The 22904-nt window shown below is 63.6% G+C and carries 22 protein-coding genes; 10 read left to right on the top strand and 12 right to left on the bottom strand.

Translation table 11 applies throughout. From position 1 onward, the window contains the following. Window positions 1–4: 4 nt before the first annotated feature. The 3 genes from IB262_RS03280 to IB262_RS03270 all read right to left on the bottom strand — a co-directional run bounded on the left by IB262_RS03280 (window position 5) and on the right by IB262_RS03270 (window position 3292). A complete protein-coding gene (locus IB262_RS03280; protein ID WP_089044240.1) occupies window positions 5–946 on the bottom strand; it encodes a carbohydrate ABC transporter permease in 942 nt (313 codons plus the stop codon). Between the two features lies 1 nt (window position 947). Beyond that, the gene (locus IB262_RS03275) at window positions 948–1856 is read right to left on the bottom strand and encodes a sugar ABC transporter permease (RefSeq protein WP_034788417.1); all 909 of its coding nucleotides are present in this window, start codon (window positions 1854–1856) and stop codon (window positions 948–950) included. A 200-nt stretch (window positions 1857–2056) separates the two neighbouring features. Next, on the bottom strand, window positions 2057–3292 hold the full coding sequence (locus IB262_RS03270; RefSeq protein ID WP_060584927.1) for an ABC transporter substrate-binding protein: 1236 nt from the start codon (window positions 3290–3292) through the stop codon (window positions 2057–2059). 520 nt (window positions 3293–3812) lie between these two features. Here IB262_RS03270 and IB262_RS03265 point away from each other — a divergent pair. The 4 genes from IB262_RS03265 (at window position 3813) to IB262_RS03250 (ending at window position 7660) form a co-directional block, all read left to right on the top strand. Continuing rightward, complete coding sequence (locus IB262_RS03265; protein ID WP_060520634.1) at window positions 3813–4868, top strand: LacI family transcriptional regulator; 1056 nt, start codon at window positions 3813–3815, stop codon at window positions 4866–4868. A 112-nt stretch (window positions 4869–4980) separates the two neighbouring features. After that, window positions 4981–6603 carry an ABC-F family ATP-binding cassette domain-containing protein gene (locus IB262_RS03260; protein WP_090293970.1) on the top strand — a complete coding sequence of 541 codons (1623 nt, stop codon included), beginning with the start codon at window positions 4981–4983 and terminating at the stop codon, window positions 6601–6603. Between the two features lie 326 nt (window positions 6604–6929). After that, a complete protein-coding gene (locus tag IB262_RS03255) occupies window positions 6930–7292 on the top strand; it encodes a hypothetical protein (protein WP_112976550.1) in 363 nt (120 codons plus the stop codon). 170 nt (window positions 7293–7462) lie between these two features. Further along, window positions 7463–7660: a hypothetical protein gene (locus tag IB262_RS03250; RefSeq protein WP_162728834.1), complete on the top strand. Its 198-nt coding sequence runs from the start codon at window positions 7463–7465 to the stop codon at window positions 7658–7660. Between the two features lie 82 nt (window positions 7661–7742). Here the strand turns inward: IB262_RS03250 and gndA are convergent, their stop codons facing one another. From gndA to ccoG, 5 genes are all read right to left on the bottom strand, one after another. Then, a complete protein-coding gene (gene gndA / locus IB262_RS03245) occupies window positions 7743–9173 on the bottom strand; it encodes an NADP-dependent phosphogluconate dehydrogenase (RefSeq protein WP_112976548.1) in 1431 nt (476 codons plus the stop codon). A gap of 180 nt (window positions 9174–9353) precedes the next feature. Beyond that, a complete protein-coding gene (ccoS, locus tag IB262_RS03240; RefSeq protein WP_034788403.1) occupies window positions 9354–9512 on the bottom strand; it encodes a cbb3-type cytochrome oxidase assembly protein CcoS in 159 nt (52 codons plus the stop codon). After that, window positions 9509–11797 carry a cation-translocating P-type ATPase gene (locus IB262_RS03235; RefSeq protein WP_112976547.1) on the bottom strand — a complete coding sequence of 763 codons (2289 nt, stop codon included), beginning with the start codon at window positions 11795–11797 and terminating at the stop codon, window positions 9509–9511. Before IB262_RS03235 ends, ccoS begins: the two co-directional genes overlap by 4 nt. Then, window positions 11794–12306, bottom strand: a complete 513-nt coding sequence (locus IB262_RS03230; RefSeq protein ID WP_192493387.1) for a FixH family protein — start codon at window positions 12304–12306, stop codon at window positions 11794–11796. Before IB262_RS03230 ends, IB262_RS03235 begins: the two co-directional genes overlap by 4 nt. Next, the gene (gene ccoG / locus IB262_RS03225; protein WP_112976546.1) at window positions 12303–13877 is read right to left on the bottom strand and encodes a cytochrome c oxidase accessory protein CcoG; all 1575 of its coding nucleotides are present in this window, start codon (window positions 13875–13877) and stop codon (window positions 12303–12305) included. The genes IB262_RS03230 and ccoG overlap by 4 nt, the downstream gene beginning before the upstream one ends. Window positions 13878–14104: 227 nt before the next feature. Between ccoG and IB262_RS03220 the strand changes: the two genes are divergently transcribed. From IB262_RS03220 to IB262_RS03200, 5 genes are all read left to right on the top strand, one after another. Continuing rightward, a complete protein-coding gene (locus tag IB262_RS03220; protein ID WP_089044184.1) occupies window positions 14105–15583 on the top strand; it encodes a sodium:alanine symporter family protein in 1479 nt (492 codons plus the stop codon). Beyond that, entirely contained in the window at window positions 15559–16392 is an 834-nt protein-coding gene (locus tag IB262_RS03215; RefSeq protein WP_246802561.1) for a helix-turn-helix domain-containing protein, read from the top strand. Before IB262_RS03220 ends, IB262_RS03215 begins: the two co-directional genes overlap by 25 nt. A gap of 64 nt (window positions 16393–16456) precedes the next feature. Further along, window positions 16457–16867, top strand: a complete 411-nt coding sequence (locus IB262_RS03210) for an SRPBCC family protein (protein WP_112770918.1) — start codon at window positions 16457–16459, stop codon at window positions 16865–16867. A 4-nt stretch (window positions 16868–16871) separates the two neighbouring features. Further along, window positions 16872–17225 (top strand): VOC family protein, encoded by a 354-nt coding sequence (locus IB262_RS03205; RefSeq protein ID WP_034788390.1) that lies wholly within the window; start codon window positions 16872–16874, stop codon window positions 17223–17225. A 138-nt stretch (window positions 17226–17363) separates the two neighbouring features. Then, the gene (locus tag IB262_RS03200) at window positions 17364–18260 is read left to right on the top strand and encodes a hypothetical protein (protein WP_060520627.1); all 897 of its coding nucleotides are present in this window, start codon (window positions 17364–17366) and stop codon (window positions 18258–18260) included. Between the two features lie 34 nt (window positions 18261–18294). On the opposite strand, the gene IB262_RS03195 is transcribed toward IB262_RS03200, so the two are convergent. Beyond that, on the bottom strand, window positions 18295–19098 hold the full coding sequence (locus tag IB262_RS03195; protein WP_112976544.1) for a helix-turn-helix domain-containing protein: 804 nt from the start codon (window positions 19096–19098) through the stop codon (window positions 18295–18297). 104 nt (window positions 19099–19202) lie between these two features. Between IB262_RS03195 and IB262_RS03190 the strand changes: the two genes are divergently transcribed. Further along, entirely contained in the window at window positions 19203–20756 is a 1554-nt protein-coding gene (locus IB262_RS03190; RefSeq protein WP_112976543.1) for an MFS transporter, read from the top strand. Window positions 20757–21135: 379 nt separating this feature from the next. Here the strand turns inward: IB262_RS03190 and ccoP are convergent, their stop codons facing one another. From ccoP to ccoO, 3 genes are read right to left on the bottom strand one after another with little or no spacing between them, the layout of a single operon-like run. After that, the gene (ccoP, locus tag IB262_RS03185; RefSeq protein WP_060520625.1) at window positions 21136–21999 is read right to left on the bottom strand and encodes a cytochrome-c oxidase, cbb3-type subunit III; all 864 of its coding nucleotides are present in this window, start codon (window positions 21997–21999) and stop codon (window positions 21136–21138) included. Between the two features lie 4 nt (window positions 22000–22003). Beyond that, entirely contained in the window at window positions 22004–22156 is a 153-nt protein-coding gene (locus IB262_RS03180) for a CcoQ/FixQ family Cbb3-type cytochrome c oxidase assembly chaperone (RefSeq protein WP_034788377.1), read from the bottom strand. A 12-nt stretch (window positions 22157–22168) separates the two neighbouring features. Continuing rightward, entirely contained in the window at window positions 22169–22900 is a 732-nt protein-coding gene (ccoO, locus tag IB262_RS03175) for a cytochrome-c oxidase, cbb3-type subunit II (protein WP_034788367.1), read from the bottom strand. Between the last annotated feature and the right edge of the window lie 4 nt (window positions 22901–22904).

Raw genomic sequence — 22904 nt, 5'->3', positions numbered from 1 at the left:
GTTGTTACCCTTTCACTGCGCCGGCGGCGATGCCGCGGACAAAAAGCCGTCCGGAGACGAAGTAGACGAAGAGCGGAACCGCCCCGGTCAGGATCGTCGCCGCCATGTTGACGTTGTATTCCTTCACGCCCTGGACCGAATTGACGATGTTGTTGAGCTGAACCGTCATCGGGTAGTATTCCGGCCGGGTGAACACGACGCCGAACAGGAAGTCGTTCCAGATGCCGGTGACCTGCAGGATCATCGCCACGACGAAGATCGGCAGTGACATCGGCAGCATGATCTTGAAATAGATCGTCCAGAAGCCGGCGCCATCGACGCGCGCGGCCTTGAACAGTTCCTCCGGCAGACCGGCGAAATAGTTGCGGAAGAGCAGCGTCAGGATCGGCATGCCGAAGATGGTGTGCACGAGGATGAGGCCGGTGAGCGTGCCGTAGATGCCCATTTCCCGCAGTACGATGACGATCGGATAGATCATCACCTGATAGGGAATGAAGGCGCCGACAATCAGGATGGTGAAGAACAGCTCCGCCCCCTTGAAGCGCCAGTTGGCGAGCGCATAACCGTTGACCGAGGCGATCGCGATCGAGACGATCGTCGAAGGAACGGTGATGCGCACCGAGTTCCAGAAGCCGCGCGAAAGGCCGTCGCAGTTGAGCCCCGTGCAGGCGCTCGCCCAGGCCTTTGCCCAAGGCTCGAAGGTGATTTCAACCGGCGGGGCAAAGATGTTGCCGAGCCGGATTTCCGGCATGCCCTTGAGCGAAGTCATGACCATCACGTAGAGCGGCAGCAGGTAGTACAGCGCCACGACGATCAGCGTGCCGTAGATCATGATGTTGCGGCCAGACAACGCCCGGCGGGGCTTGGCGCCGCGGGGGCCGGCGACGACCCGGTTTGTCTGCGCCTGCAGCGCGGCCTCTTCAGTCACCGAATTGAAAGCAACGATATCAGACACGCTTGCGCCCTCCCCCGAATTCCAGATAGGCCCAAGGCACGATGATGATGGCGACGGTGATGAGCATCATCGTCGAGGCGGCAAAGCCCTGACCGAGGTTCTGCGCCTGGAACATGTAGTCGTAGACATACTTTGCAGGCACTTCCGACGCGATGCCGGGACCGCCGCTCGTCTGCGCCACCACCAGGTCGTAAACCTTGACGATGCCGCTGGCGATGATCACCAGCGTGGTGATGAAGACGCCGCGCATCATCGGAATGACGACGAAGATGTAGGTCTTCCACATGGGTATGCCGTCGACGCGCGCGGCCTTCCAGATGTCCTCGTCAATGCCGCGAAGACCTGCGAGCATCAGGCACATCACGAGCCCGGTGCCCTGCCAGAGGGCTGCGATCAGGATGCCGTAGATGACGATGTCGGCATTATAGAGCGGGTCGAAGGTGAAGCTTTCCCAGCCGAGCGAGCGCACCACCGACTGGATGCCGAATTCCGGATTGAGCAGCCATTGCCAGACCAGGCCCGTCACGATGAAGGACAGGGCGAAGGGATAGAGCATGATGGTGCGGAAGGTATTTTCGAAGCGGATCTTCTGGTCCATCAATGCGGCCAGCACGAAGCCGATCAGCAGGCTGAAGATCAGCGAGAAGATGCCGTAGATTGCCAGATTCTGCACCGAAATCAGCCAGCGCGGCGCCGCCCAGAGGCGCTCGTACTGATCGAGGCCGACGAATGAGAGCCGCGGCAACAGCTTGGAATTGGTGAAGGAATAGACGACCGTCCAGATCGTGCCGCCGAGGAAGATCACCACGGCCGTCAAGATCATCGGGACGGAGGCAATCTTCGCGTTCAGGTTCCGCAGCCACTGGTTCGGTCGGCCCGAACCTTGTGTGTAACCCGCCATGTTTCGTTCCTCCGGAACTGCATTGGGTTTCGGACGATGGGCAGCCCCGCGCACTCAGCGCGCAGCGCTCTGCCACATCAGGGCGACAACCACTCCCATGGGGCCCGCAAACGCATCACGCGCGGACGACCGGCACATCCTGCCGAATGGGAGGCTTTGACCGGCCTCGTTTTCAAAGAGGCCGGCCAAGGCAGTTGCGGTTACTCCGCGTTCGCGATGATGTCGGCGAAGCGCTTCTGCGCGTCTTCCGGCGTGATCGACGGGTTGGCGAAGAATTCGGAGAACAGGTCTTCCTTCTGCTTCTGGCTGTCGGCCGAAAGCAGCTGGTCGGTACCCTGGATCACGTTGCCCTTGGCAAGAATGTCCAGCCCCTTCTTCATGCAGTCGTTGGCAGCCGCCAGATCGACGTCGCCGCGCACCGGCAGCGAACCCTTCTTGAGGTTGAAGGCGACCTGCGTCTTCGGATCGAGCAGCGTCGAGGCCAGCGCTTCCTGCGCCTTCGACTTTTCCTCGTCCTTCAGAAGCGGGAAGTAGAAGGCGTCGCCACCGGTCGAGATGATCTCGTTGACGCCGAGGCCCGGCAGGCAGGTGTAGTCGGTTCCGGCCTTCTGGCCGGCAAGCGCGAATTCACCTTGCGCCCAGTCGCCCATGATCTGGCCGCCGGCCTTGCCGGTGATGACCATGTTGGTCGCCTGGTTCCAGTCCTGGACGTTGGAGCCCTTCGACATGCGGCGGGCATCGTCGGCAGCCTTGAAGACCTTGGCGATCTCAGGACCCGCTGCCACTTCCTCGTCCTTGTCGCCGAACACCTTCTGGAAGGTGTCCTTGCCGGCGATCGCCACCATCAGCACGTCGAAGGCGCCGGCTGCCTGCCACGGCTGACCGCCGACGGCGAGCGGCACGATGCCTGCCTTTTCGAGCGCGGGCGCCGCGGCCACGAATTCATCCCAGTTCTTCGGAACCTCGACGCCGGCCGTCTTGAAGGCCGCATTCGACAGCCACAGCCACTGCCAGGAGTGGATGTTGACCGGGGCGCAATAGATCTTGCCGTCGATCGTGCAGGAATCAAGCAGGCTCGCCGGCTTGATGATGTCCTTCCACTTCTCGCGGGTTGCGACATCGGTGAGATCACGCATCAGCCCGGCCTGAACCAGTTCCTCGGCCTGGCGACCATGGTTGAACTGCGTGGCGCCCATCGGGTCGCCACCGGTGATGCGGCTGATCATGATCGGACGGGCGGTGCCGCCAGAACCGGCGATCGCGCCGTCGACCCAGTGATTGCCCGTCGCATCGAAGGCCTTGGCGAGTTCCGCGACCGCGGCAGCTTCGCCGCCCGAGGTCCACCAATGGGTCACTTCAAGATCGACAGCGTTAGCTGCGCTGAGCGGCAGGGCCACGGCGGCTGAAAGCACGGCGGCGAAAGAACGTAAATTCATGAGTCTCCTCCCTCACTGTAACGTTACCGTAAAAAACTTAGTGCAATCGATTACAGGACGCAACACCCACCACAATCGATTTAAACAGAATTTTAAAAAACACCCATTGCGTGCATACGGCAGCCGCGTTCCAAAGCGCTTTGCGCGCAATGGCGGCACCCACGCGGCCAGCAGGAATCCCTTACATCGCGCTGAAATACATATATTTTCCGCAAAAATGGCGTACCGGCATCGGAGGCGCCATCTCGCAAGTGCAAAAAGCATGCGCCAAAACTTCCGATTCAACCAGTCCGCTCCATCTTTCGCAGCGCAGCAACGAAAACGCTCGACATCGCAACTGTATCGTTACAGATTTGAAGCAATTTGATCCATCCAAAGCAGCATAGCCGCCACCGACTTTTCGTATATAACGCGATGACGTGACAGGGCGACGGCGCGGCGGATGGAACTGAACCGACGCGTTTCGCTGCCGGACGGGCAATCTGGCGGCGTGCGGCAAGAGAGTGGGCGGGTGACGGCAATGGACAACAAGACGAAAAACAGGCCGCAGACACTGCCGGATGGAGCCCGTCCGACATTGAAGACGATCGCCTTCATGACCGGGCTCGGCATCACTACGGTTTCGCGGGCGTTGAAGGATGCGCCCGATATCGGTGCGGAAACCAAGGAGCGTGTGCGGCTCGTCGCCAAACAGATCGGCTACCAGCCGAACCGCGCCGGCGTGCGCCTGAGAACCGGCAAGACCAATGTCATCAGTCTCGTATTGACGCTGGAAGAAGAGATCATGGGCATCACCAGCCCGATGGTCGTCGGCATCACCGAGATCCTTGCCGGCACGCCCTACCACCTGGTCGTCACCCCCTATAGCGCCGTCAAGGACGCGCTGGCGCCGATCCGCTATATCCTCGACACGGGTGCCGCAGACGGCGTGATCATTTCGCGCACCGAGCCGCACGATCCGCGTGTGGCGCTTTTGACCGAGCGCGGCCTGCCCTTCGTCACGCACGGCCGCACCGAAATGGGGATCGTTCACCCCTATCACGACTTCGACAACGAGCGTTTCGCCTACGAGGCGGTACGCAAACTGGTGGCGCGCGGCCGGCGGAAGCTGGTGCTGCTCGAGCCGCCGCCGCACCTCACCTTCTATTCACACATGCGCGCCGGTTTCGAGCGTGGGCTTCGCGATTTCCAGGCGGATGCAGTCGGCTTCCACCAGACCAACATTGACCATTCGCTGGTCGAGATCCGCGACGCCTTCGAACCCCTGATGCGCTCGGCGGACGCGCCCGACGGCATCGTTTCGGGCAGCGGCTCCGGTGCGATCGCTTTGATCGCCGGCCTGGAAATGGCCAAGAAGAAGCTCGGCGAAGACTGCGACATGGTCTCGAAGTCACCGAGCGACTTCCTGCGCTGGCTGCGCCCGGAAGTCATGACCATGTACGAGGACATCCGCGTGGCCGGCCGGGAACTGGCCAAGGCAGTCATCGGCCACATCGACGGCCAGCCGCCAGAAACGCTGCAGAGCCTCAGCCAGCCCGAGTTCCAGCCGCCAATCACGCGTGGCTTGCGCGCCTAGGAAAGGCTGAAAACGGCCCTCAAGTCTTGCTTGTGACGCAGAAACCTGCGACAGGCCGGGGCAACAATTGGGCGCGACTGCGCCCCGCTCCTCCCTTCAGGCTACCGCAGACATGATCCGTATCGAAAACATCAGCAAGCAGCTCAGCCACCGCATCCTTTTCATCGAAGCCTCCGCCGCGCTCAACCGCGGCGAAAAGGTCGGCCTCGTCGGCCCGAACGGCGCCGGAAAGTCCTCGCTCTTTCGCATGATCACCGGCGAGGAAATCCCGGACGAAGGCCAGGTCGCCGTCGATAAGGGCGTCACCATCGGCTACTTCAACCAGGACGTCGGCGAGATGTCCGGCAACAGCGCCGTTGCCGAAGTGATGAACGGCGCAGGCCCTGTCAGCGAAGTTGCCGCCGAACTGCGCGAGCTCGAAGCCGCCATGGTCGATCCGGATCGCCTCGATGAAATGGACGCGATTATCGAGCGCTACGGCGAGGTGCAGGCGCGCTACGAGGAGCTCGACGGCTACGCGCTGGAAGGCCGCGCCCGCGAAGTGCTGGCGGGCCTGAGCTTTTCCCAGGAGATGATGGACGGCGACGTCGGCAAGCTCTCGGGCGGCTGGAAGATGCGCGTGGCGCTTGCCCGTATCCTGCTGATGCGGCCCGACGTGATGCTGCTCGACGAACCGAGCAACCATCTCGATCTCGAAAGCCTGATCTGGCTCGAAGACTTCCTCAAGAACTACGACGGCGCACTGATGATGACCTCGCACGACCGCGAGTTCATGAACCGCATCATCACCAAGATCATCGAGATCGACGCAGGCCAGCTCAACGCGTATTCGGGCGACTACGGCTTTTACGAGCAGCAGCGCGCCCAGAACGAGAAGCAGCAGCAGGCGCAGTTCGAGCGCCAGCAGGCGATGCTCGCAAAGGAGATCAAGTTCATCGAGCGCTTCAAGGCGCGCGCCTCGCACGCCTCCCAGGTCCAGAGCCGCGTAAAGAAGCTCGAGAAGATCGACCGGGTCGAGCCGCCGAAGCGCCGCCAGACGGTCAACTTCGAATTCCGCCCGGCGCCGCGCTCCGGCGAAGACGTCATCAACATCAAGGGCGTGCACAAGAAATACGGCAGCCGCAGCATCTATGAAGGTCTCGACTTCATGGTGCGCCGCCGCGAGCGCTGGTGCATCATGGGCATCAACGGTGCCGGCAAGTCGACGCTTCTGAAGCTCGTCGCCGGTTCCACCGAGCCGGACGAAGGCAATGTCGCGCTCGGTGCCAGCGTCAAGATGGGCTACTTCGCCCAGCACGCCATGGACGTGCTCGATGGCGACCGCACGGTGCTGCAGCAGCTCGAAGACACCTTCCCGCAGGCGGGCCAGGCGCCGCTGCGCGCGCTTGCCGGCTGCTTCGGCTTTTCCGGGGACGATGTCGAGAAGAAGTGCCGGGTGCTTTCGGGCGGCGAGAAGGCGCGCCTCGTCATGGCGATCATGCTGTTCGACCCGCCGAATCTGCTTGTTCTCGACGAACCGACCAACCACCTCGACCTCGACACCAAGGAAATGCTGATCAAGGCGCTCGCGGACTACGAAGGCACGATGCTGTTCGTTTCGCACGACCGCCACTTCCTCGCAGCCCTTTCCAACCGTGTGCTGGAGCTGACGCCCGAGGGCATCCATCAGTATGGCGGCGGTTACACGGAATATGTCGAGCGGACCGGCCAAGAAGCGCCGGGTCTTCGCAGCTGAAGCAAAGCAAGCTGGGCGTCGCGCGCCGGCGCCCAGCATTTCGCAGTCACCGCCTTCCTCGGCGGGACCGAGGACCTGCAAGCAGAACCCAAACGCATAACGCGACCCTGCTCTAAATCGGTACTGAAAAAACTAGGTTCTTGTGGCGCTGCCGTGGCAACGCCCACCGATCCTAACTTATCGCGCCGTGAAATCGATGGGACTTTGGTCCGACTCTTGCTGCCAAAGGTCTGAGTGTCATTGCCGCGCCATGCACCGGTCACATATTGCACGGGCTGGGGCGCCATCGCAGCAAACTAAAAGCTGCCAATCACTTCAGACAGGTGATGTTCGGCATGACATCGAGAATTGCATGGAAAGACAGGCTGACTGACCGCGCGTGGGGCTTCCTGTCCAATCCCTTGACCATCGGCATCTATCTTGCGTTCGCCATGCTTTGCGCCTTCGTCGGCAGCGCAACGACCGGTGTCCCGGCCTATCTGCTTATGGCCATCGGCTTTCTGCTGGTGATCTTTGTCGATCCGCCAATGAGGCTGGGTAGGCTGCGGCAACGGCGCCGCAGCTCGTCACCGGCAAACACGGTTACGCCATTCCCGCGTCGAGCGGATGAGCGCGAAACGATGCGGGGTTCGCAGCGCCCTGGCGAACGCAGCCGAATCCGCGACGACCGCCACGCTTCTCGGCGCTAGCCGCGCCCGCCAGGGGTCTTTGGGACAACTGGCGTCACGCGGTGCACGAGCCTCAGCCCGCAACAATCGGCCCTTTCGGCCGCTTTCCGTCTGACGTACATTCCCATGAACGGACGCATGACGTCCACGGTGCAGCCAAGCCATCCAGCATGAGATGGCGATGAAAGCGCGTGGGCACGATGAAGACGAAACACTACGTGCTGCAAATCTTTCGCGCCGTCTTCACCGACAGGCTGCTGCTGATCATCGTTGTGCTGATGATTGCCTCGCTTTTCGCCGTCCTGCCGATCAAGTCCTGTTCCAATCCCACCGCGTCAGGCGGCGGGGGAACCACAGAACGATCTGTACCCGTCTCGATGACAGGCTAGCACCCCGTCCAGGCAAAACGAGGCCCAAACGAAAACGGGGCGACCCGAAGGCCGCCCCGCATTGATCTGTTTACCCGAACGGTCAGGCGTTGAGGCCGCTGCCCCACGGGCCATGATGGCTGTCGGCGCCGTCGACGCGGTCAAAGCCATGGGCGCCGAAGAAGTCGCGCTGCGCCTGGATGACGTTGGCCGTGCCGCGGCTGCGGCGGTAGCTGTCGAAATAGCCGAGTGCGGAGGCGAGTGCCGGAACCGGCAGACCGCCGAGAACGGCTGCCGAGACGACGCGGCGCAGCGCCCCGTCGGTGTCCTTGACCATGGCGGCAAAGGCTGGCGTCACGATCAGGTTGGCGGCGTCAGGCGCCTTGGTGAAGGCGGTGGTGATCTCGTCGAGGAACTGCGAACGGATGATGCAGCCGGCGCGCCAGATCTTGGCGATCGTCGGCATCGGCAGGTTCCAGTTGAACTCCTTGGACGCCGCCGACATCACGGCGAAGCCTTGCGCATAGGCGCCGATCTTGGCGGCAAGCAGCGCGCTTTCGAGATCCTTGATGAAGGCTGCCGTGTCGGCAACCTTAAACTCGCCGACTTGGGGAAGCCCGAGGATCTTCTCGGCCGCTTCGCGCTCGTCCTTCATCGAGGAGATGCTGCGCGCTGCAACCGCCGCCTCGATGCCGGTTGCCGGCACGCCCATGTTCTGCGCCTCGATCACCGACCACTTGCCGGTGCCCTTCTGGCCGGCCTTGTCGAGGATCAGGTCGACGATCGGCTTGCCGGTCAAAGGATCGGCAGCCTTCAGCACCTTCTCGGTGATCTCGATCAGGTAGGAGTTGAGGCGGCCCTTGTTCCAGGTGCCGAAGACTTCGCCAATCTCGCTCGCCGACATCTTCAGGCCGTCGCGCAGGATGCCGTAGATTTCGGCGATCATCTGCATGTCGGCATATTCGATGCCGTTGTGGATGGTCTTGACGAAGTGGCCGGCACCGTTTTCGCCGAGCCAGGCGACGCAAGGCACGTTGTCATACTTGGCGGCGATCGAGGTCAGCACGGTCTCGACACGCTTCCAGGACTCTTCCTTGCCGCCGACCATGATCGACGGACCGTGGCGCGCGCCTTCCTCACCGCCGGAAACGCCCATGCCGATAAAGGTCAGGCCACTGTCCTTCAGCGCCTCGAAGCGGCGCATCGTGTCGCGGAAGTTGGCGTTGCCGGCATCGATCATGATGTCGCCCTTGGCGAGATACGGCTTCAGGATTTCCATCTGCTGGTCGACCGGCTCGCCGGCCTTGATCATGATGATGATCGGGCGCGGCGGGCGGATGGCGGCGACAAACTCTTCAATGGTGTCGCAGGGCACGATCTGGCCCTGGAGGTCGCCGGCCTCCGCGTAGAATTTGTGCGTCGCTTCGACGGTGCGGTTGAACACCGCGATCTTGTTGCCTTTTTCAGCGATGTTGAGCGCCAGGTTCGAGCCCATGACGCCGAGACCGATTAGGCCGATTTCCGCCTGTGACACGTGATTGCCTCCATTGGACAGAAGTGCCGGGCGCGATCGGGATAAACGCGTCTGTGCCGGCCCTTCGAATTGAACTTCGCCCCCTCGCGCGGGGCTCTGTCGAAGGCCCAGGCGCGAGAAGCGACGGCGGAGGTTGTTTTGGCATTCAAATCGATTAAGGACAAGTGATTACTGACGAAATCACTTCTTTTCAGGCTTGCCATCGCCATCGTCGAGCACCCGCCAGGAGGCGCCTTCGAGGTCTTCGTATTGGCCGCTCTTCAGTGCCCAAAGGAAGGCGGCGAGGCCAATCCCACCGAGAAACAGCGCGATGGGAATGAGATAGATCAGCGTGTTCATGAGGCGCTCCCGACCGGCCGCAGCGTGACAGGTGCCTTCTGTTCGGCGACCTCCGTGACATTGCCGGTCGCCGCGCGCAGGCGCAAGGCGTTGGCAACGACGATCACCGACGAGGTCGACATGGCGACGGCCGCGATCAGCGGTGTGGCATAGCCGAGGATCGCGATCGGGACGGCGATGACGTTGTAGCCGATCGCCAGGGCAAAGTTCTGGCGGATCAGCCGCCCGGCCCGGCGCGACGTATCGATCGCCATCGGCACGGCGTTCAGCCCCTGGTGCAGGAAGACGAAGTCTGCCGCCTGGCGGCCAACATCGGCGGCCGTTGCCGGCGCCATCGAGACGTGCGCGGCGCGCAGCGCCGGCGCGTCGTTGATGCCGTCACCGACCATCAGCACGCGGTGACCACCCTCGGCGGCCGCTGCGCATTCATCGACCTTACCGCGTGGCGTCAGTTCCGCCTTGAAGCGCTCGATGCCGGCCCGCTTGGCGAGGGCGGCGACGACCGGCGCGCGGTCGCCCGAAAGAATGCCCGTCGAAAGGCCGAGCCGTCCAAGCTCCTCGATGCTCTCGCGGGCAAACGGCCTGAGCCGGTCCTCGAAGCGGAAGCAGGCGAGTTCGCGGCCATCGAGCGACAGGATCACTTCCGACTGGCCGGTCGCCTCGCCGGCATCGCCGCAGGCAAAGGCGCGGCTGCCAAGCCGGTAGAGACCGGCTTGCGTCTGCGCTTCAATGCCGGCACCGGGGATTTCGCGGATGTCGCCATTGACGACGGGCGCGATCGCCGCCGCATCATGAATGGCCATCGCCAGCGGATGGCGCGAATGAACGGCGAGCCCCGCCGCCGTCGCGAGGATCGATGGCTGAATGTCCCCGCCATTGACGAGCCGCGGCTCGCCAACCGTGAGTGTTCCGGTCTTGTCGAGCAGCACCGTATCGATCTCGGCAAGCCGCTCCATCGCCGAGCCGTCCTTGACCATGACGCCGTTCTGGAAGAGCCGTCCGGCGGCAATCGCCTGCACGACAGGTACCGCAAGCCCGAGTGCGCAGGGGCAGGTGATGATCAGCACCGCGACGGCGACCAGCATCGCATGATGGAAATCGCCGTTGACGAACATCCAGCCGATGAAGCTGAGCAGAGCCAGCAGATGCACCGCCGGCGAATAATATTGTGCCGCGCGGTCGGCGATGCGGCGGTAGCGCGCCCTGCCCCCTTCGGCGGCTTCCATCAGCCCCATGATCTCGGCAAGCAGCGAGTCGCGTGCCGCCGCCGTCGCCTCGATCGTCAGCGGTCCGGTGAGGTTCAGCGTACCCGCCTCGACGACGTCGCCGACCTTGACCGGCGCCGGCGCGCTCTCGCCATTGACGATCGAGCGATCGAGATCGCTGGCGCCCATGAGGATGCGGCCGTCAACGGGAATGCGCTCGCCGGCAGCGATCGCCAGTTTCTCGCCGGGCTTGATCTCGTCGACAGGGCGATACTCGCGTCCGCCGTCAGCATCCACCACCATGGCGCCGCGCGGCGAAAGCCTCGCCAGGCCGCTGATCGCCGAGCGGGCCCGCCCGCGCATCATGTGGTCGAGCGTGCGGCCGATCAGCAAGAAGAAGAGCAGCATCACCGTGCCGTCGAACCAGGCATGGGTGCCGTGGGTGATCGTCTCGTAGAGCGAGATCGAATAGGAGAGCGTGATCGCCAGCGCAATCGGCACGTCCATGTTGGTACGGCCGTGCTTCAGCGCGTTCCAGGCGGACGCATAGAAGAAGCGTCCGGCATAGATCAGCGTCGGGGCGGCAATCAGCGCCGAGATCCAGTGAAAGAGATCGCGGGTCGCCGCCTCCGCCCCCGACCACACCGAGACCGAAAGCAGCATGATGTTGGCCGAGGCAAAACCCGAGACGGCAACGGCGCGCACGAGCTTCTTCAGCGTCTGATCGCCGTCTTCCTCGCCCGGCGCGAAAAGATGGGTCTCATAGCCGCGCGAACGGATGGCCCGCGCCAGTTCCCGCGGATCGGTACGGGCGCCATTTACCTCTTCCTTCCAGACGATCGACACGCGCCGCGACGAAAGGTTCACGCGCGCCCGGTCAACCTCCGGCCGTGTCTTTAAGGCGCCCTCGAGCGTGGTAATGCAGGCGCCGCAATGCACGCCGGGCACGCTCAAATCCGTCTGGCGCAGGCCGCCGCCGAGCGACCGGCTCATCAACCACAGCTCTTCCGTTGTCGGCAGTCCCTGCCCGGCCCTGTCGACCTCCAGAGCCATTTCGGTTCCGGGAGCACAGCAGCTCATTTCGCAGCTCCCGGCACCATGAAGCGGATGGCCTGGCGGTAGACGACGGTCTCGCCTGATGTCGCGGTGATATCGGCGATCCACTGGCCGCGCTTCAGCGCGGTTGCGGCAACGAACACGCCCTCGCCCTGATGCGCCATCTCGACCGTGACGTCCTCATGCTCCTCGACCGGGCGTTTCAGCACAGCCACCACCTTGTCGGCAGTCATCTCCGGGTTGCCCCGGCGCGTCAGCGTGTAGCGCAGCGCCTCGTTTTCGACGCTGAGCTTGCCGTCGAGGCCATCGGCGACAAAGGCGTTCGCTTCCTTCACCTTGCCGTTGAACTGCTGGCTCGCGACATAGGTGTTTTGCACCACCAATCCGCTCCAGCTATGGCTGGCGTTCCAGGCCATGATCAGATTGACGGTGATGATCGTGCCGAAGAACAGCACCATGACGCCGAGCATGTGCCAGCCGGTGAAGGGCCGCGGTGCCTTTGCCTGTTTTGCCCCTGCCTGGTTTATCGTCATTTTGCGGCTCCCGGGCTGTTGAAGTTGGCCTTGTAGACGTCGCGCTCATGGCTCGACGGATCCTCGACGATCAGGCTGAAACCGTCGTCCGCCTCGCCGAGCTTGTCCTTTGGCAGCGTCACGAACACCTTGACTGCCGTCACCTTGTCCGGATCGACACCGAGGGCGAAGGTGCGGCCGTCGCCCGCTGCCTGGCCGGCGATGCGCATGGTCGCAGAGGGCATCCCGTCGATTGCGAGCGTGATCGTGCGTTGTTCCGGGATCATGTTCAAGAGCTTGACCATGTAGCCGTTGCGCACCGAACCATCGGATTCGACGACGAATTGCGGGTTGCGGTCGTGCAGCACGTTGAGTTCCAGCCGGTCGCGCGACAGGAGCGCATAGAGCAGACCGATACCGACCAGCGTCCAGACGCCGAGATAGACGAGCACACGGGGCCGGAAGACGATCTTCCAGTTGAAGTGGCGAACCTTGTCCGAAAATGCGCCGTCGGCGTTGCGCACCCGACCCGGATCGATCGCCGCCGTACCGCCATTGGTGGCCAGCGCCATGTTGGCGGCATAGTCGTTGAGCGTCGCATAGGAAATCAGCCCGCGGTCACGGCCGAGCTTGTCCATGACACCGTCGCAGGCATCGATGCAGAGCGCGCAGGTGATGCATTCGAGTTGCTGGCCGTCGCGAATGTCGATGCCCATGGGACAGACGACGACGCAGGCGTTGCAATCGACGCAATCGCCGACGGCCTCCCCGGCAGCGACGGCCTTTTTCTGGTGGCGCGAGCGCGGCTCGCCGCGCCAGTCGTTATAGGTCACGACCAGCGAGTTTTCGTCGAGCATTGCCGCCTGGATGCGCGGCCACGGGCACATATAGGTGCAGACCTGCTCGCGCATCAGTCCACCGAAGACATAGGTCGTCGCCGTGAGAATCGCGACGGTCATGTAGGCGACCATGGGCGCTTCCAGCGAAACGAAGCTTTTCAAAAGCGTCGGCGCATCGGCGAAATAAAAGATCCAGGCGCCGCCCGTGGCAATGCCGATCATGATCCAGATCGAGTGCTTCGACACGCGCTTGACGATCTTGTCGAACGTCCAGGGACCGGCATCAAGCTTCATGCGGGCATTGCGGTCGCCTTCGATATAGCGTTCGACCACCAGGAAGAGATCGACCCATACCGTCTGCGGACAGGTATAGCCGCACCAGGCGCGGCCGACGGCAGACGTCACCAGGAACAGGCCGAAGCCGGCCATGACGAGCAGGCCTGCGACGAAGAAGAACTCCTGCGGCCAGATCTCGATGAAGAAGAAATAGAAGCGCCGGGCGGCGATATCGACGAGCACAGCCTGGTCCGGCGCATGCTCGCCACGATCCCAACGGATCCAGGGCGTCAGATAATAGATGCCGAGCGTCACCAGCATCACCAGCCACTTGAAGCGGCGGAAGCTGCCTTCGGCACGCTTCGGGAAGATCTTCTTGCGCTTTTCGTAGAGCGGCTTGCGCACATGCGCCGCATTGACCGGTTCGGCCTCGTGACGTTCGACGGAGGCAGGATTTGCGGCGGATTGTGGGCTCATTTGTGGGAAATCCCCGGATATGTCATGTATTGCACCACGTTTTGCCTGATTTGGCGGCCGAAAACGTTGATCTGTGTCAAGTTTGCGGGCTAAAGCGCCAGCATGCGGCGAAAGGTCCAGGCGCTCGAAAGAGATGCCAGGCTCAAAAGTAGTAAACGGCCTTTCCCATCCGATCCGCACCGCGGTTCGCCACATCACCACACCTTGCAATACCAATGAGGAACCGCATGGACACGATCATCGGCTTTCTGAACACGATCTTTTGGGGCTACGTGCTGATCTACGGCCTGCTCGCCGTCGGCATCTACTTCACCCTGCGCCTCGGCTTTCCGCAGATCGTGCATTTCGGCGAGATGTTCCGGGTCTTAAGCAGCGGCGGCTCGAAGGATGCGGCCGGTATCAGCCCGTTCCAGGCGCTGACCGTCAGCCTCGCCTCGCGCGTCGGCACCGGCAACCTCGCCGGTGTTGCCGTTGCGCTCTATCTCGGTGGTCCCGGTGCCACCTTCTGGATGTGGATGGTGGCGCTCGTCGGCATGGCGACGGCCTATGCGGAAAGCGCGCTGGCGCAGCTCTACAAGGTGCGCAACGAAAACGGTCAATATCGCGGCGGTCCCGCCTTCTACATCGCCCGCGGCCTTAACGCGCCCTGGGCGGCGACGATCTTCTCCGTCTGCCTGATCCTCTCCTTCGGCCTCGTCTTCAACGCCGTGCAGGCCAATTCCATCGCGGACGCCGTCCAGGGTGCGTTCGGTGTGCCCAAGATCGCCGTCGGTATCGCGGTTGCGACCATCTCCGGCATCGTCATCTTCGGCGGCATCCGCCAGATCGCCCGCGTCGCCGAAATCGTCGTGCCCTTCATGGCGATCGCCTATCTCCTGACCGCGATCTACGTGCTCGTCGTCAACGCGTCGATCGTGCCGAGCGTGCTGTGGACGATCATCTCCAGCGCCTTTGGCCTGCAGGAAGCGGCAGGCGGTGTCGCCGGCGGCGTCACGGCTGCGATGATGAACGGCGTCAAGCGTGGCTTGTTTTCCAACGAAGCCGGGATGGGCTCGGCCCCGAACATCGCGGCCGTCGCCACGCCCGTGCCGCATCACCCGGCGTCGCAGGGCTTCGTGCAGTCGCTCGGCGTCTTCATCGATACGATCCTGATCTGCACCGCGACCTCGGTCATGATCCTGCTGTCGGGCACCTTGGAACCCGGTTCCGGCGTCACCGGAACGCAGCTGACGCAAGCGGCCATGAACGTGCATATCGGCTGGGCCGGCAGCTACTTCATTGCCATCGCGATCTTCTTCTTCGCCTTCACCTCGATCATCGGCAACTATTCCTATGCGGAGAATGCGCTCACCTATCTCGGCGGCGCCAATCGCGTCGGCGTTCTGGTCATGCGCTGCGCCGTGCTCGTCATGGTCGTCTGGGGTGCGTCCGAAAGCATCACCACCGTGTTCGACGCGGCAGACGCCTCGATGGGGCTGATGGCGACGATCAACCTCATTGCCATCGTGCTCCTCTCCGGTACCATTGCCAAACTGACGAAGGACTATTTCGCCCAGCGCCGGCAGGGTCTCGACCCGGTGTTCCATGCGGCCGACTATCCGGAGCTGCAGGGCCAGATCGACGGCGAGATCTGGTCGCGCCAAGAGGCGGCCGGCACGGTCCGAAGCGTGGAGGACAAGGCATGGACGGCGCCCACGGGCCGCTGAGACAGACGGAGCCGGCTCCGGCAGAGCCGACACTGGCCAAGCGGCGCGGTATCTATCGAGAGTATGCCGCGCCCGGCGCACTCGTCGGCCATGTCGAATGCCTCTGGCGCCACCAATTGCCGGAGGGGACGGCCGCACCCATCGCGGTCGTGCCCGACGGCTGTGTCGATATCCTCTGGTCCAGGCACGGCCTGGCGGTTGCCGGGCCTGACCGGGTGGCCGCTTTCCCCGTCTTCGCGCCGGGCACCGACATCATCGGCCTGCGCTTCCGCCCGGGCATCGCGGCATCCTTCCTGCACACATCGCTTTCGCAGATCATCGGCGCGGTCGTTCCGCTCGACGCCTTCTGGGGTCCAGCCGCGCGCAAACTCGAAACCAGGATTGAGGACGCGCCCGATGCGGTCCGCCGCGCCGAGATGCTCACGGAAGCGGTGCTTGAGCGCCTGCCGGCCGTCTCGCCGCCATCAGGCGATATCGCCGCCACCCTCGCCCATCTGCGGCCGAGCCATGGCTCGTCCGACAACAACCCCATCCGCGCCCTCGCTGCCGTCACCGGCACCAGTGAAAGGACGCTGAGGCGCCGCTGCCACCAGCATTTCGGCTACGGCGCCAAGACGCTCGACCGCATCCTGCGCCTACAGCGCTTCCTCGGGGCATGCCAAAGGGACCCCTCCGCCACGCTCGGCCTGCTTGCGCTCGATGCCGGCTATGCCGACCAGGCGCATCTGTCGCGCGAGGCCAGGCAGCTGACCTCGCTCTCACCCGCCGAAATCCGCCGCCAGCTCGTCGGCGACCGGCGGGCGGCCTGACTGGCCGTTTCGTTCAAGACCGGTCGGGCGACCCGTGCTACTCCGTCATGCAGGAGAACAAAGCATGGCAACACTTGAAGCAAAGATCGTTCACACCACCATCGACCGCGACTGGCGCGACGTCTATGCCTTCATGGCAAAGCCCGAGAACATGCCGCGCTGGGCGTCCGGCCTGTCGTCGGGCTTGACCCGCGAGGGTGATCACTGGCTGGCGCCGGGTCCGCTCGGTAATGCCCGCGTGCGCTTTGCGCCTGACAACGCCTTCGGCGTCACCGATCATCTCGTCACGCTGGAAGACGGCACAGAGGTCCACAATGCGCTGCGCGTCGTGCCGAACGGCGACGGCGCGGAGGTGATGTTCACGCTGCTGCGGCAGCCGGGCATGAGCGCCGAACAATTTGCCGGCGATGCCGGCTGGGTGGCGAAGGATCTCGCCACCTTGAAATCGATCATGGAATCCGGAGAAGACAGGTAGAAAAATGGGTAACAAGGGCAACGACAGCCGCATCGACTATGTCGAGTTCAATGTCTCCGACATCGCCGCCACCAAGGCCTTCTACGGCAGCGCCTTCGGCTGGACCTTCACCGACTACGGCCCGGAATATTGCGAATTCCAGGACGGCCGACTGACCGGCGGCTTTACCACCACCGGCCCCGTCGGCAGCGGCGGACCGCTGATCATCCTCTATGCCGACAAGCTCGAGGATATGCTCGCCCGCGTCGAAAAGGCCGGCGGCAGGATCGTCAAGCCGATCTTCACCTTCCCTGGCGGAAGGCGCTTTCATTTCGCCGACCCGGATGGTTACGAACTGGCGGTCTGGTCTGCGCAGTAAATTGCCGGGAGGGTCAGGCCAGGAGGGCGGTGGCGCTACGACCGCACCGCTTCCCTGTGGACACGCGCTCCGGCTTTACGCCGGTTTAATCTCTACACGTCAGAATTGCGCTCGACGAACACGAGGGCGCGCAAGAGCATGGCCGACACGCATGATTTTCTGAAGAACTCCGTCATCATCGGCGCGCATCCCGATGACGAGTTGCTGTGGTTCACCTCGATCCTCCGAAAAGTCGACGAGGTGATCATCCTTTACCGCGATATCTGGTCGGAGCCGCAGATGGGCGACGCACGCGCCGCTGCGATCAAGGCCTACCCGCGCGGCAACGTGCGCTTTCTGGAAATGGAAGAAACCGGCTCCTTCGATTGCGCCGACTGGACGAACCCGAAGCCCGGTCCCTTCGGAATGGAGTTCGGCACCGAAGGCACACGCCGCGAAGCCAAGCGCATCGTCAAGAAATCGCTGTCGCAGATCATGCCCGGCAGCTTCCGCCACTCCACCCGGCCAATCGCCCAGGCTTACCGGGACAATTACGAAACGCTCTATCGCACGCTGCTGCCGCTCCTGAAGCCCGACATGAACGTCTTCACCCACAATCCCTGGGGCGAATACGGCCATGAGGATCACGTCCAGGTCTTCCGGGTGCTGGACCGGCTGCGCGACGAGATCGGCTTCAAGCTCTGGATGTCGAACTATTGCACCGAGCGCTCCATGCCGCTCGCCATGCAGTATTTCAGCCGCAGGCCGCAAGACTATATCCGTCTGCCCGCCGACAAGGGCTTCGCCGAGCAGGTGGCAAACATCTACCGCCAGCACGGCTGCTGGACCTGGCGCGACGACTGGATCTGGTTCGACGACGAGTGCTTCATGGAAGCGCCGTCGAGCAAGCCGGAAAGCGGCGGTTTTCACCTCCTGCCGATGAACCTTTTCAACTTCGGCACGGTCGTGAGAAAGCCGGTCAACACCTCGCTGCTGCTCGGCACGGCGCTATCGAGCGTCGTGGTCGGCGCTACCATCGCCGCAGCCCTCGAATAAGAAGGCCCGGCGCCTGCCGCTTCGGGCGTCGCCGTCAGGCAAGCGCCGGTTCGGCGAAGTAAACCACCATCCGCAGATGCCGGTGCTCGTCCACAACCAACGTCTCGTGGCGGAAACACAGGCGCTCGCCCCCGGCATCGATCAGGGAACCGATCCCGCGACGGACCTCGTCAACGCCAGGCGCTGCCCACCAGCGCCTGAAATCGGCCGACAGGTCCTTCAGGCTTTCGACCAGGGCCAGCATCGACGGATCATCCGGCGCCACGGCAAAATCGTATCGGAACTGGGCAAGCAGCTTCGGCGCGTCCTCGCGCCAGGCAGGCATGCGCCTCCGTATCTCGGGATCGGCAAACACCATTTGCAGGATATTGCCAAGCTCCGGCTGCCGGGCGCTAAAGCCGAACAAAGCGTCTGCCGCAGCGTTCCAGGCAACGACATCCCAGCGCAGGTTGATCACATGGGCCGGCCGGACCCTGAGCTCGTCCAGCAACGTCTGGATCAGCGGCGAAACGGTGACGCGATGATGTGCCTCCGGCGGTGGCGGCCGCTTGTGGGCAAGCAGGAACAGATGGCTGCATTCGGCGTCGTCGAGCTTCAGCGCTCGCGCCACATTCAGCAGGAACGCCTCCGACACTTTGATGTCGCGCCCTTGCTCGAACCACGTGTACCAGGTGAGCCCGACGCCGGCGAGCGCTGCCACCTCCTCCCGCCTGAGGCCCGGGGTGCGCCGCCGCCCGGTGAAGGCAAGGCCGGCATCGGCCGGCGTCAGCTTCGCCCTGTGTCTCGTCAAAAACTCCGACAGCTCGTTCTTGCTTCGCTCAAGACTTCGTTCGTTCACGCTGTTGCTCTCAGTAATAGGATAACTACTTAAATTGTAACAGGATGATTGTGCCCTGAAGATGTGGTCTCCGCAACCAGCCCAAGCGAAGACGGAGGCCACTTTTGACAATTCTCAGCGACCGACCATCCCACCTCACCGACCATGCCGATCCCGGTGAAACGCGCGCGGGCCTGCGAGAATGGGCCGGGCTCGCCCTGCTCGCGCTCCCCACCATCCTGCTCGGGCTCGACCTGACGCTGCTGCATCTCGCTTTGCCGGCGCTCGCGGCGGATCTGAAGCCCACCAGCACCCAGGCGCTCTGGATCGTCGATGCCTACGGCTTCATGATCGCCGGCTTTCTGATCACGATGGGAACGCTCGGCGACCGCATCGGTCGCCGCAAGCTCTTGATGCTGGGCGCGGCCGCCTTCGGCGTCGCCTCGGTGCTTTCGGCCTATTCCACCAGCGCCACCATGCTGATCACTGCACGCGCGGCACTCGGCGTTGCCGGCGCAACGCTGATGCCGCCGACCCTGGCGCTGATCAGCAACATGTTCCTGAACCCGCACCAGCGCGCGCTTGCGATCGGCGTCTGGGCGACCATGTTCGCGCTCGGCATGGCCGCGGGGCCGATCGTCGGCGGCATCCTGCTCGAACGTTACTGGTGGGGGGCTGCCTTCCTCGTCGCACTGCCGATCGTCGGGCTGCTGCTCATCGTCGCGCCGTTTCTGCTGCCGGAATATCGTGCCCCGCAATCGGACCGCCTGGACATGGCCAGTGTGGCGCTGTCGCTGGCGGGGCTGCTGCCTATCGTCTACGGCATCAAGCAGGTCGCCAAGGATGGCCTTGGGCTCGGCGCCACGCTCGGCCTGACCGTCGGCCTCGTCGCCACGCTCCTCTTCATCCGGCGACAACGCCGGCTTCGAAGCCCGCTGATCGACCTCGAGCTCTTCTCCGACCGCGCCTTCCGCACCGCGCTGTTGATCCTCCTGATCGGCCTGACGGCTGTCGGCGGCACGATGCTGCTCGTCACCCAGTATCTGCAGCTCGTCGTCGGGCTTTCTCCGCTGTCGGCGGGCCTGAGAATGGGCCCCTCGGCGCTCGCCATGCTTTTGGCCGGCATCACCGCACCGCTCATCGCCAGGCGCTTCGGCCCCGGCCCCGTGATCGCAGCGGCGCTGGCGCTCTCCGTGGTCGGCTACCTCCTGCTCGCCCAGCTCGGCCATACGCCATACGGGGTCGGGCTGGTAACCGCCGCATTTGCGCTCGTCTATCTCGGCCTTGGAACCATTGCCGCGCTTGGCACCGATCTCGTCGTCAGTGCAGCGCCCGCCGAAAAGGCCGGTTCGGCCTCGGCCCTCTCCGAAGTGGTGCAGGAACTCGGCCTTGCCGTCGGCATCGCCACGCTCGGCAGCCTGACCACCGCCGTCTACCGCATCGAAATGGCCGGCCAGACGCTGATCCCCGGCGAGATCGGCGACAGGCTGTCGGACAGCCTCGCCGGCGCCGTATCCGTCGCGACCGAGCTACCGGCGGGCATGCTGGAGCAAGCCCAGGCCGCCTTCATGACCGGCTTCAACGCAGCCGCCGCCGTTTGCGCCGTCGCCATCGCGATCATGGCGACGCTGGCCGTGGTTTCGTTGCGAAGGCGTGTCGGCGAAAAGGCGAGATCTTGAGTGGACACGTCGGCCAATTCATTGACATTTCCCCTCAATGACGAAACGTCTCCAGATGAAAAAGGCCGCGCCCTTTGGCGCGGCCTTTTCGACTGGATGGATGAGAGCTGCCCCTCACTGTCCTGCCGGACATCTCTCCCCGCCTGGCGGGGAGAGGAACGCTGGGGTCACCCGCCCGGCATCAAGCCTGAAAAGTCTGAGCGGTAGCCCACTCAAGAACGTGATGGGCGGCTCCATCGCCAACCATACTTTTAACCTGGCGAGGCTAGCGCGGCTTGCGCCCTTCTCCCCGCCTGGCGGGGAGAAGGGCCAGCAGGCGAATGAGGGGCGCCACCATCACCTACGGATGAGTGGCAGGTCCGCAAGCCCCTCGTTCCTCTTATTCGCCGCCACCCAGCGAATGCACGAAGATGGCGAGCTGCTTGACGGTGGTGTCGCCGAGGCGCGGCAGCCAGGCGGGCATGACGCCGTGCTTGGGCGCCTTCATCTGGGCGACGATCGCCTGTTCGCTCGAGCCGTTGAGCCACAGCGCATCGGCAAGGTTGGGCGCGCCGAACTCGCGGTTGCCCTTGGCGTCGGCACCGTGGCAGGAGGCGCAGTTTGCCTCAAACAGCGCCTTGCCCGGCTCTACCATGGAGGCATCCGACGGCGTGCCGGTGAGGCTGACGACATAGGCCGCCGTCTGCTTGATCTCTTCCGGCTGCAGGATTTCCGCGAAGGACGGCATTTCCGAGACACGGGTGTCGTCGTCGCCGTTATAGCGGATGCCGTGGGCGATCGTCTGGTAGATCTCTTCGGGCTTGCCGCCCCAGAGCCAGTCGTCGTCGTTCAGGTTCGGGAAGCCGGCAGAACCGGCCGCACCCGAGCCGTGGCACTGGGCGCAGTTGACCTTGAAGGCCGAGGCACCGCCGGAAACGGCGAAGTGCTGCAGCTGCGGATCGGCCATGATGTCGGCGAGCGAGCTCGACGCGATCTTCTCGAGGTTGCCTGCCTGCGCCGCCTTGGCGCTGGCAAGCTCCGCACTCACCTCGGCGCGGCTCGAATAGCCGAGCACGCCCTTGGTGGCGTCGGTCAGAAGCGGCACGGCCGGATAGACGATCATGTAGCCCACCGCCCAGACGATGGTCGCGTAGAAGGTATAGACCCACCAGCGCGGCATCGGGTTGTTAAGCTCGCGGATACCGTCCCATTCGTGGCCGGTGGTCTCGACGCCGCTGATTTCGTCGACGTGTTTGTCCGCCATTCTATTAATCCTCCTTCAGGGGGATGGCTGCGGCATCATCGGCGGCCTTCTTGGCGCCGGGCCGGAAGATGAAGGCGACGACGCCCAGGAAAAAGAGCGTCATGGCAAGGAGCGCCCAGCTATCGGCGAACTGGCGCATGGCCGTGTAGGTTTCCATGGTGCGGTCTCCTTAGCGATAGCCGGTGGTGTCGTCGTAGGTGGAGAAGTCGACCAGCGTGCCGAGCATCTGCAGATAAGCGATGAGCGCGTCCATCTCCGTCAGCTTCTGCGGATCGCCGTCGAAGTCGCCGAGCTTGGCCTTCGGATAGCGGCCCTCGACGCCGGACGTGTCGGCGTTCGGATCTGCCTGCGCCTTGATGTCGGCAAGCGCGTTGTCGATCATCTCGTCCGTGTAGGGCACGCCGACCGCCTTGTTGGCCTTGAGGTTCGCGGCGATGTTGTTCACATCGAGCGGCGTCGCCTTGAGGAAGGCGTAGCTCGGCATCACCGATTCCGGCACCACCGAGCGCGGCTCGATCATGTGCTGCACGTGCCACTCGTTGGAGTAGCGGTCGCCGACGCGCGCCAGGTCCGGCCCAGTGCGCTTGGAGCCCCACTGGAACGGATGGTCGTACATGGATTCCGCCGCCAGCGAGTAGTGACCGTAGCGCTCCACTTCGTCGCGGAACGGGCGGATCATCTGGCTGTGACAGACATAGCAGCCTTCACGCACATAGATGTCGCGGCCGGCAAGCTCCAGCGGCGAATAGGGACGCATGCCCTCCACCTTCTCGATGGTGTTTTCGAGGTAGAAGAGCGGCGCGATTTCCACGATGCCGCCGACGGAGACGACGAGCAGCGAGCCGACGAGCAGCAGGGTCGCGTTGCGTTCGAGCGTCGCGTGTTTGTCGAGAATGGACATTCTC

Source organism: Ensifer sp. ENS02, from assembly GCF_014851885.1.
Classification (GTDB): Bacteria; Pseudomonadota; Alphaproteobacteria; order Rhizobiales; family Rhizobiaceae; genus Ensifer; species Ensifer adhaerens.
Note: the sequence above shows the minus strand (reverse complement) of the source record. Positions and strands in the feature narration are given on the sequence as shown.

What these genes read in the sequence shown, in the direction of transcription:
- IB262_RS03275 (WP_034788417.1), bottom strand. Translation starts at nt 1,856, where the DNA reads ATGGCGGGTTACACACAAGGTTCGGGCCGACCGAACCAGTGGCTGCGG.
- IB262_RS03270 (WP_060584927.1), bottom strand. Translation starts at nt 3,292, where the DNA reads ATGAATTTACGTTCTTTCGCCGCCGTGCTTTCAGCCGCCGTGGCCCTG.
- IB262_RS03265 (WP_060520634.1), top strand. Translation starts at nt 3,813, where the DNA reads ATGGACAACAAGACGAAAAACAGGCCGCAGACACTGCCGGATGGAGCC.
- IB262_RS03260 (WP_090293970.1), top strand. Translation starts at nt 4,981, where the DNA reads ATGATCCGTATCGAAAACATCAGCAAGCAGCTCAGCCACCGCATCCTT.
- IB262_RS03255 (WP_112976550.1), top strand. Translation starts at nt 6,930, where the DNA reads ATGTTCGGCATGACATCGAGAATTGCATGGAAAGACAGGCTGACTGAC.
- ccoS (WP_034788403.1), bottom strand. Translation starts at nt 9,512, where the DNA reads ATGAACACGCTGATCTATCTCATTCCCATCGCGCTGTTTCTCGGTGGG.
- IB262_RS03235 (WP_112976547.1), bottom strand. Translation starts at nt 11,797, where the DNA reads ATGAGCTGCTGTGCTCCCGGAACCGAAATGGCTCTGGAGGTCGACAGG.
- IB262_RS03230 (WP_192493387.1), bottom strand. Translation starts at nt 12,306, where the DNA reads ATGACGATAAACCAGGCAGGGGCAAAACAGGCAAAGGCACCGCGGCCC.
- ccoG (WP_112976546.1), bottom strand. Translation starts at nt 13,877, where the DNA reads ATGAGCCCACAATCCGCCGCAAATCCTGCCTCCGTCGAACGTCACGAG.
- IB262_RS03220 (WP_089044184.1), top strand. Translation starts at nt 14,105, where the DNA reads ATGGACACGATCATCGGCTTTCTGAACACGATCTTTTGGGGCTACGTG.
- IB262_RS03215 (WP_246802561.1), top strand. Translation starts at nt 15,559, where the DNA reads ATGGACGGCGCCCACGGGCCGCTGAGACAGACGGAGCCGGCTCCGGCA.
- IB262_RS03210 (WP_112770918.1), top strand. Translation starts at nt 16,457, where the DNA reads ATGGCAACACTTGAAGCAAAGATCGTTCACACCACCATCGACCGCGAC.
- IB262_RS03205 (WP_034788390.1), top strand. Translation starts at nt 16,872, where the DNA reads ATGGGTAACAAGGGCAACGACAGCCGCATCGACTATGTCGAGTTCAAT.
- IB262_RS03200 (WP_060520627.1), top strand. Translation starts at nt 17,364, where the DNA reads ATGGCCGACACGCATGATTTTCTGAAGAACTCCGTCATCATCGGCGCG.
- ccoP (WP_060520625.1), bottom strand. Translation starts at nt 21,999, where the DNA reads ATGGCGGACAAACACGTCGACGAAATCAGCGGCGTCGAGACCACCGGC.
- IB262_RS03180 (WP_034788377.1), bottom strand. Translation starts at nt 22,156, where the DNA reads ATGGAAACCTACACGGCCATGCGCCAGTTCGCCGATAGCTGGGCGCTC.
- ccoO (WP_034788367.1), bottom strand. Translation starts at nt 22,900, where the DNA reads ATGTCCATTCTCGACAAACACGCGACGCTCGAACGCAACGCGACCCTG.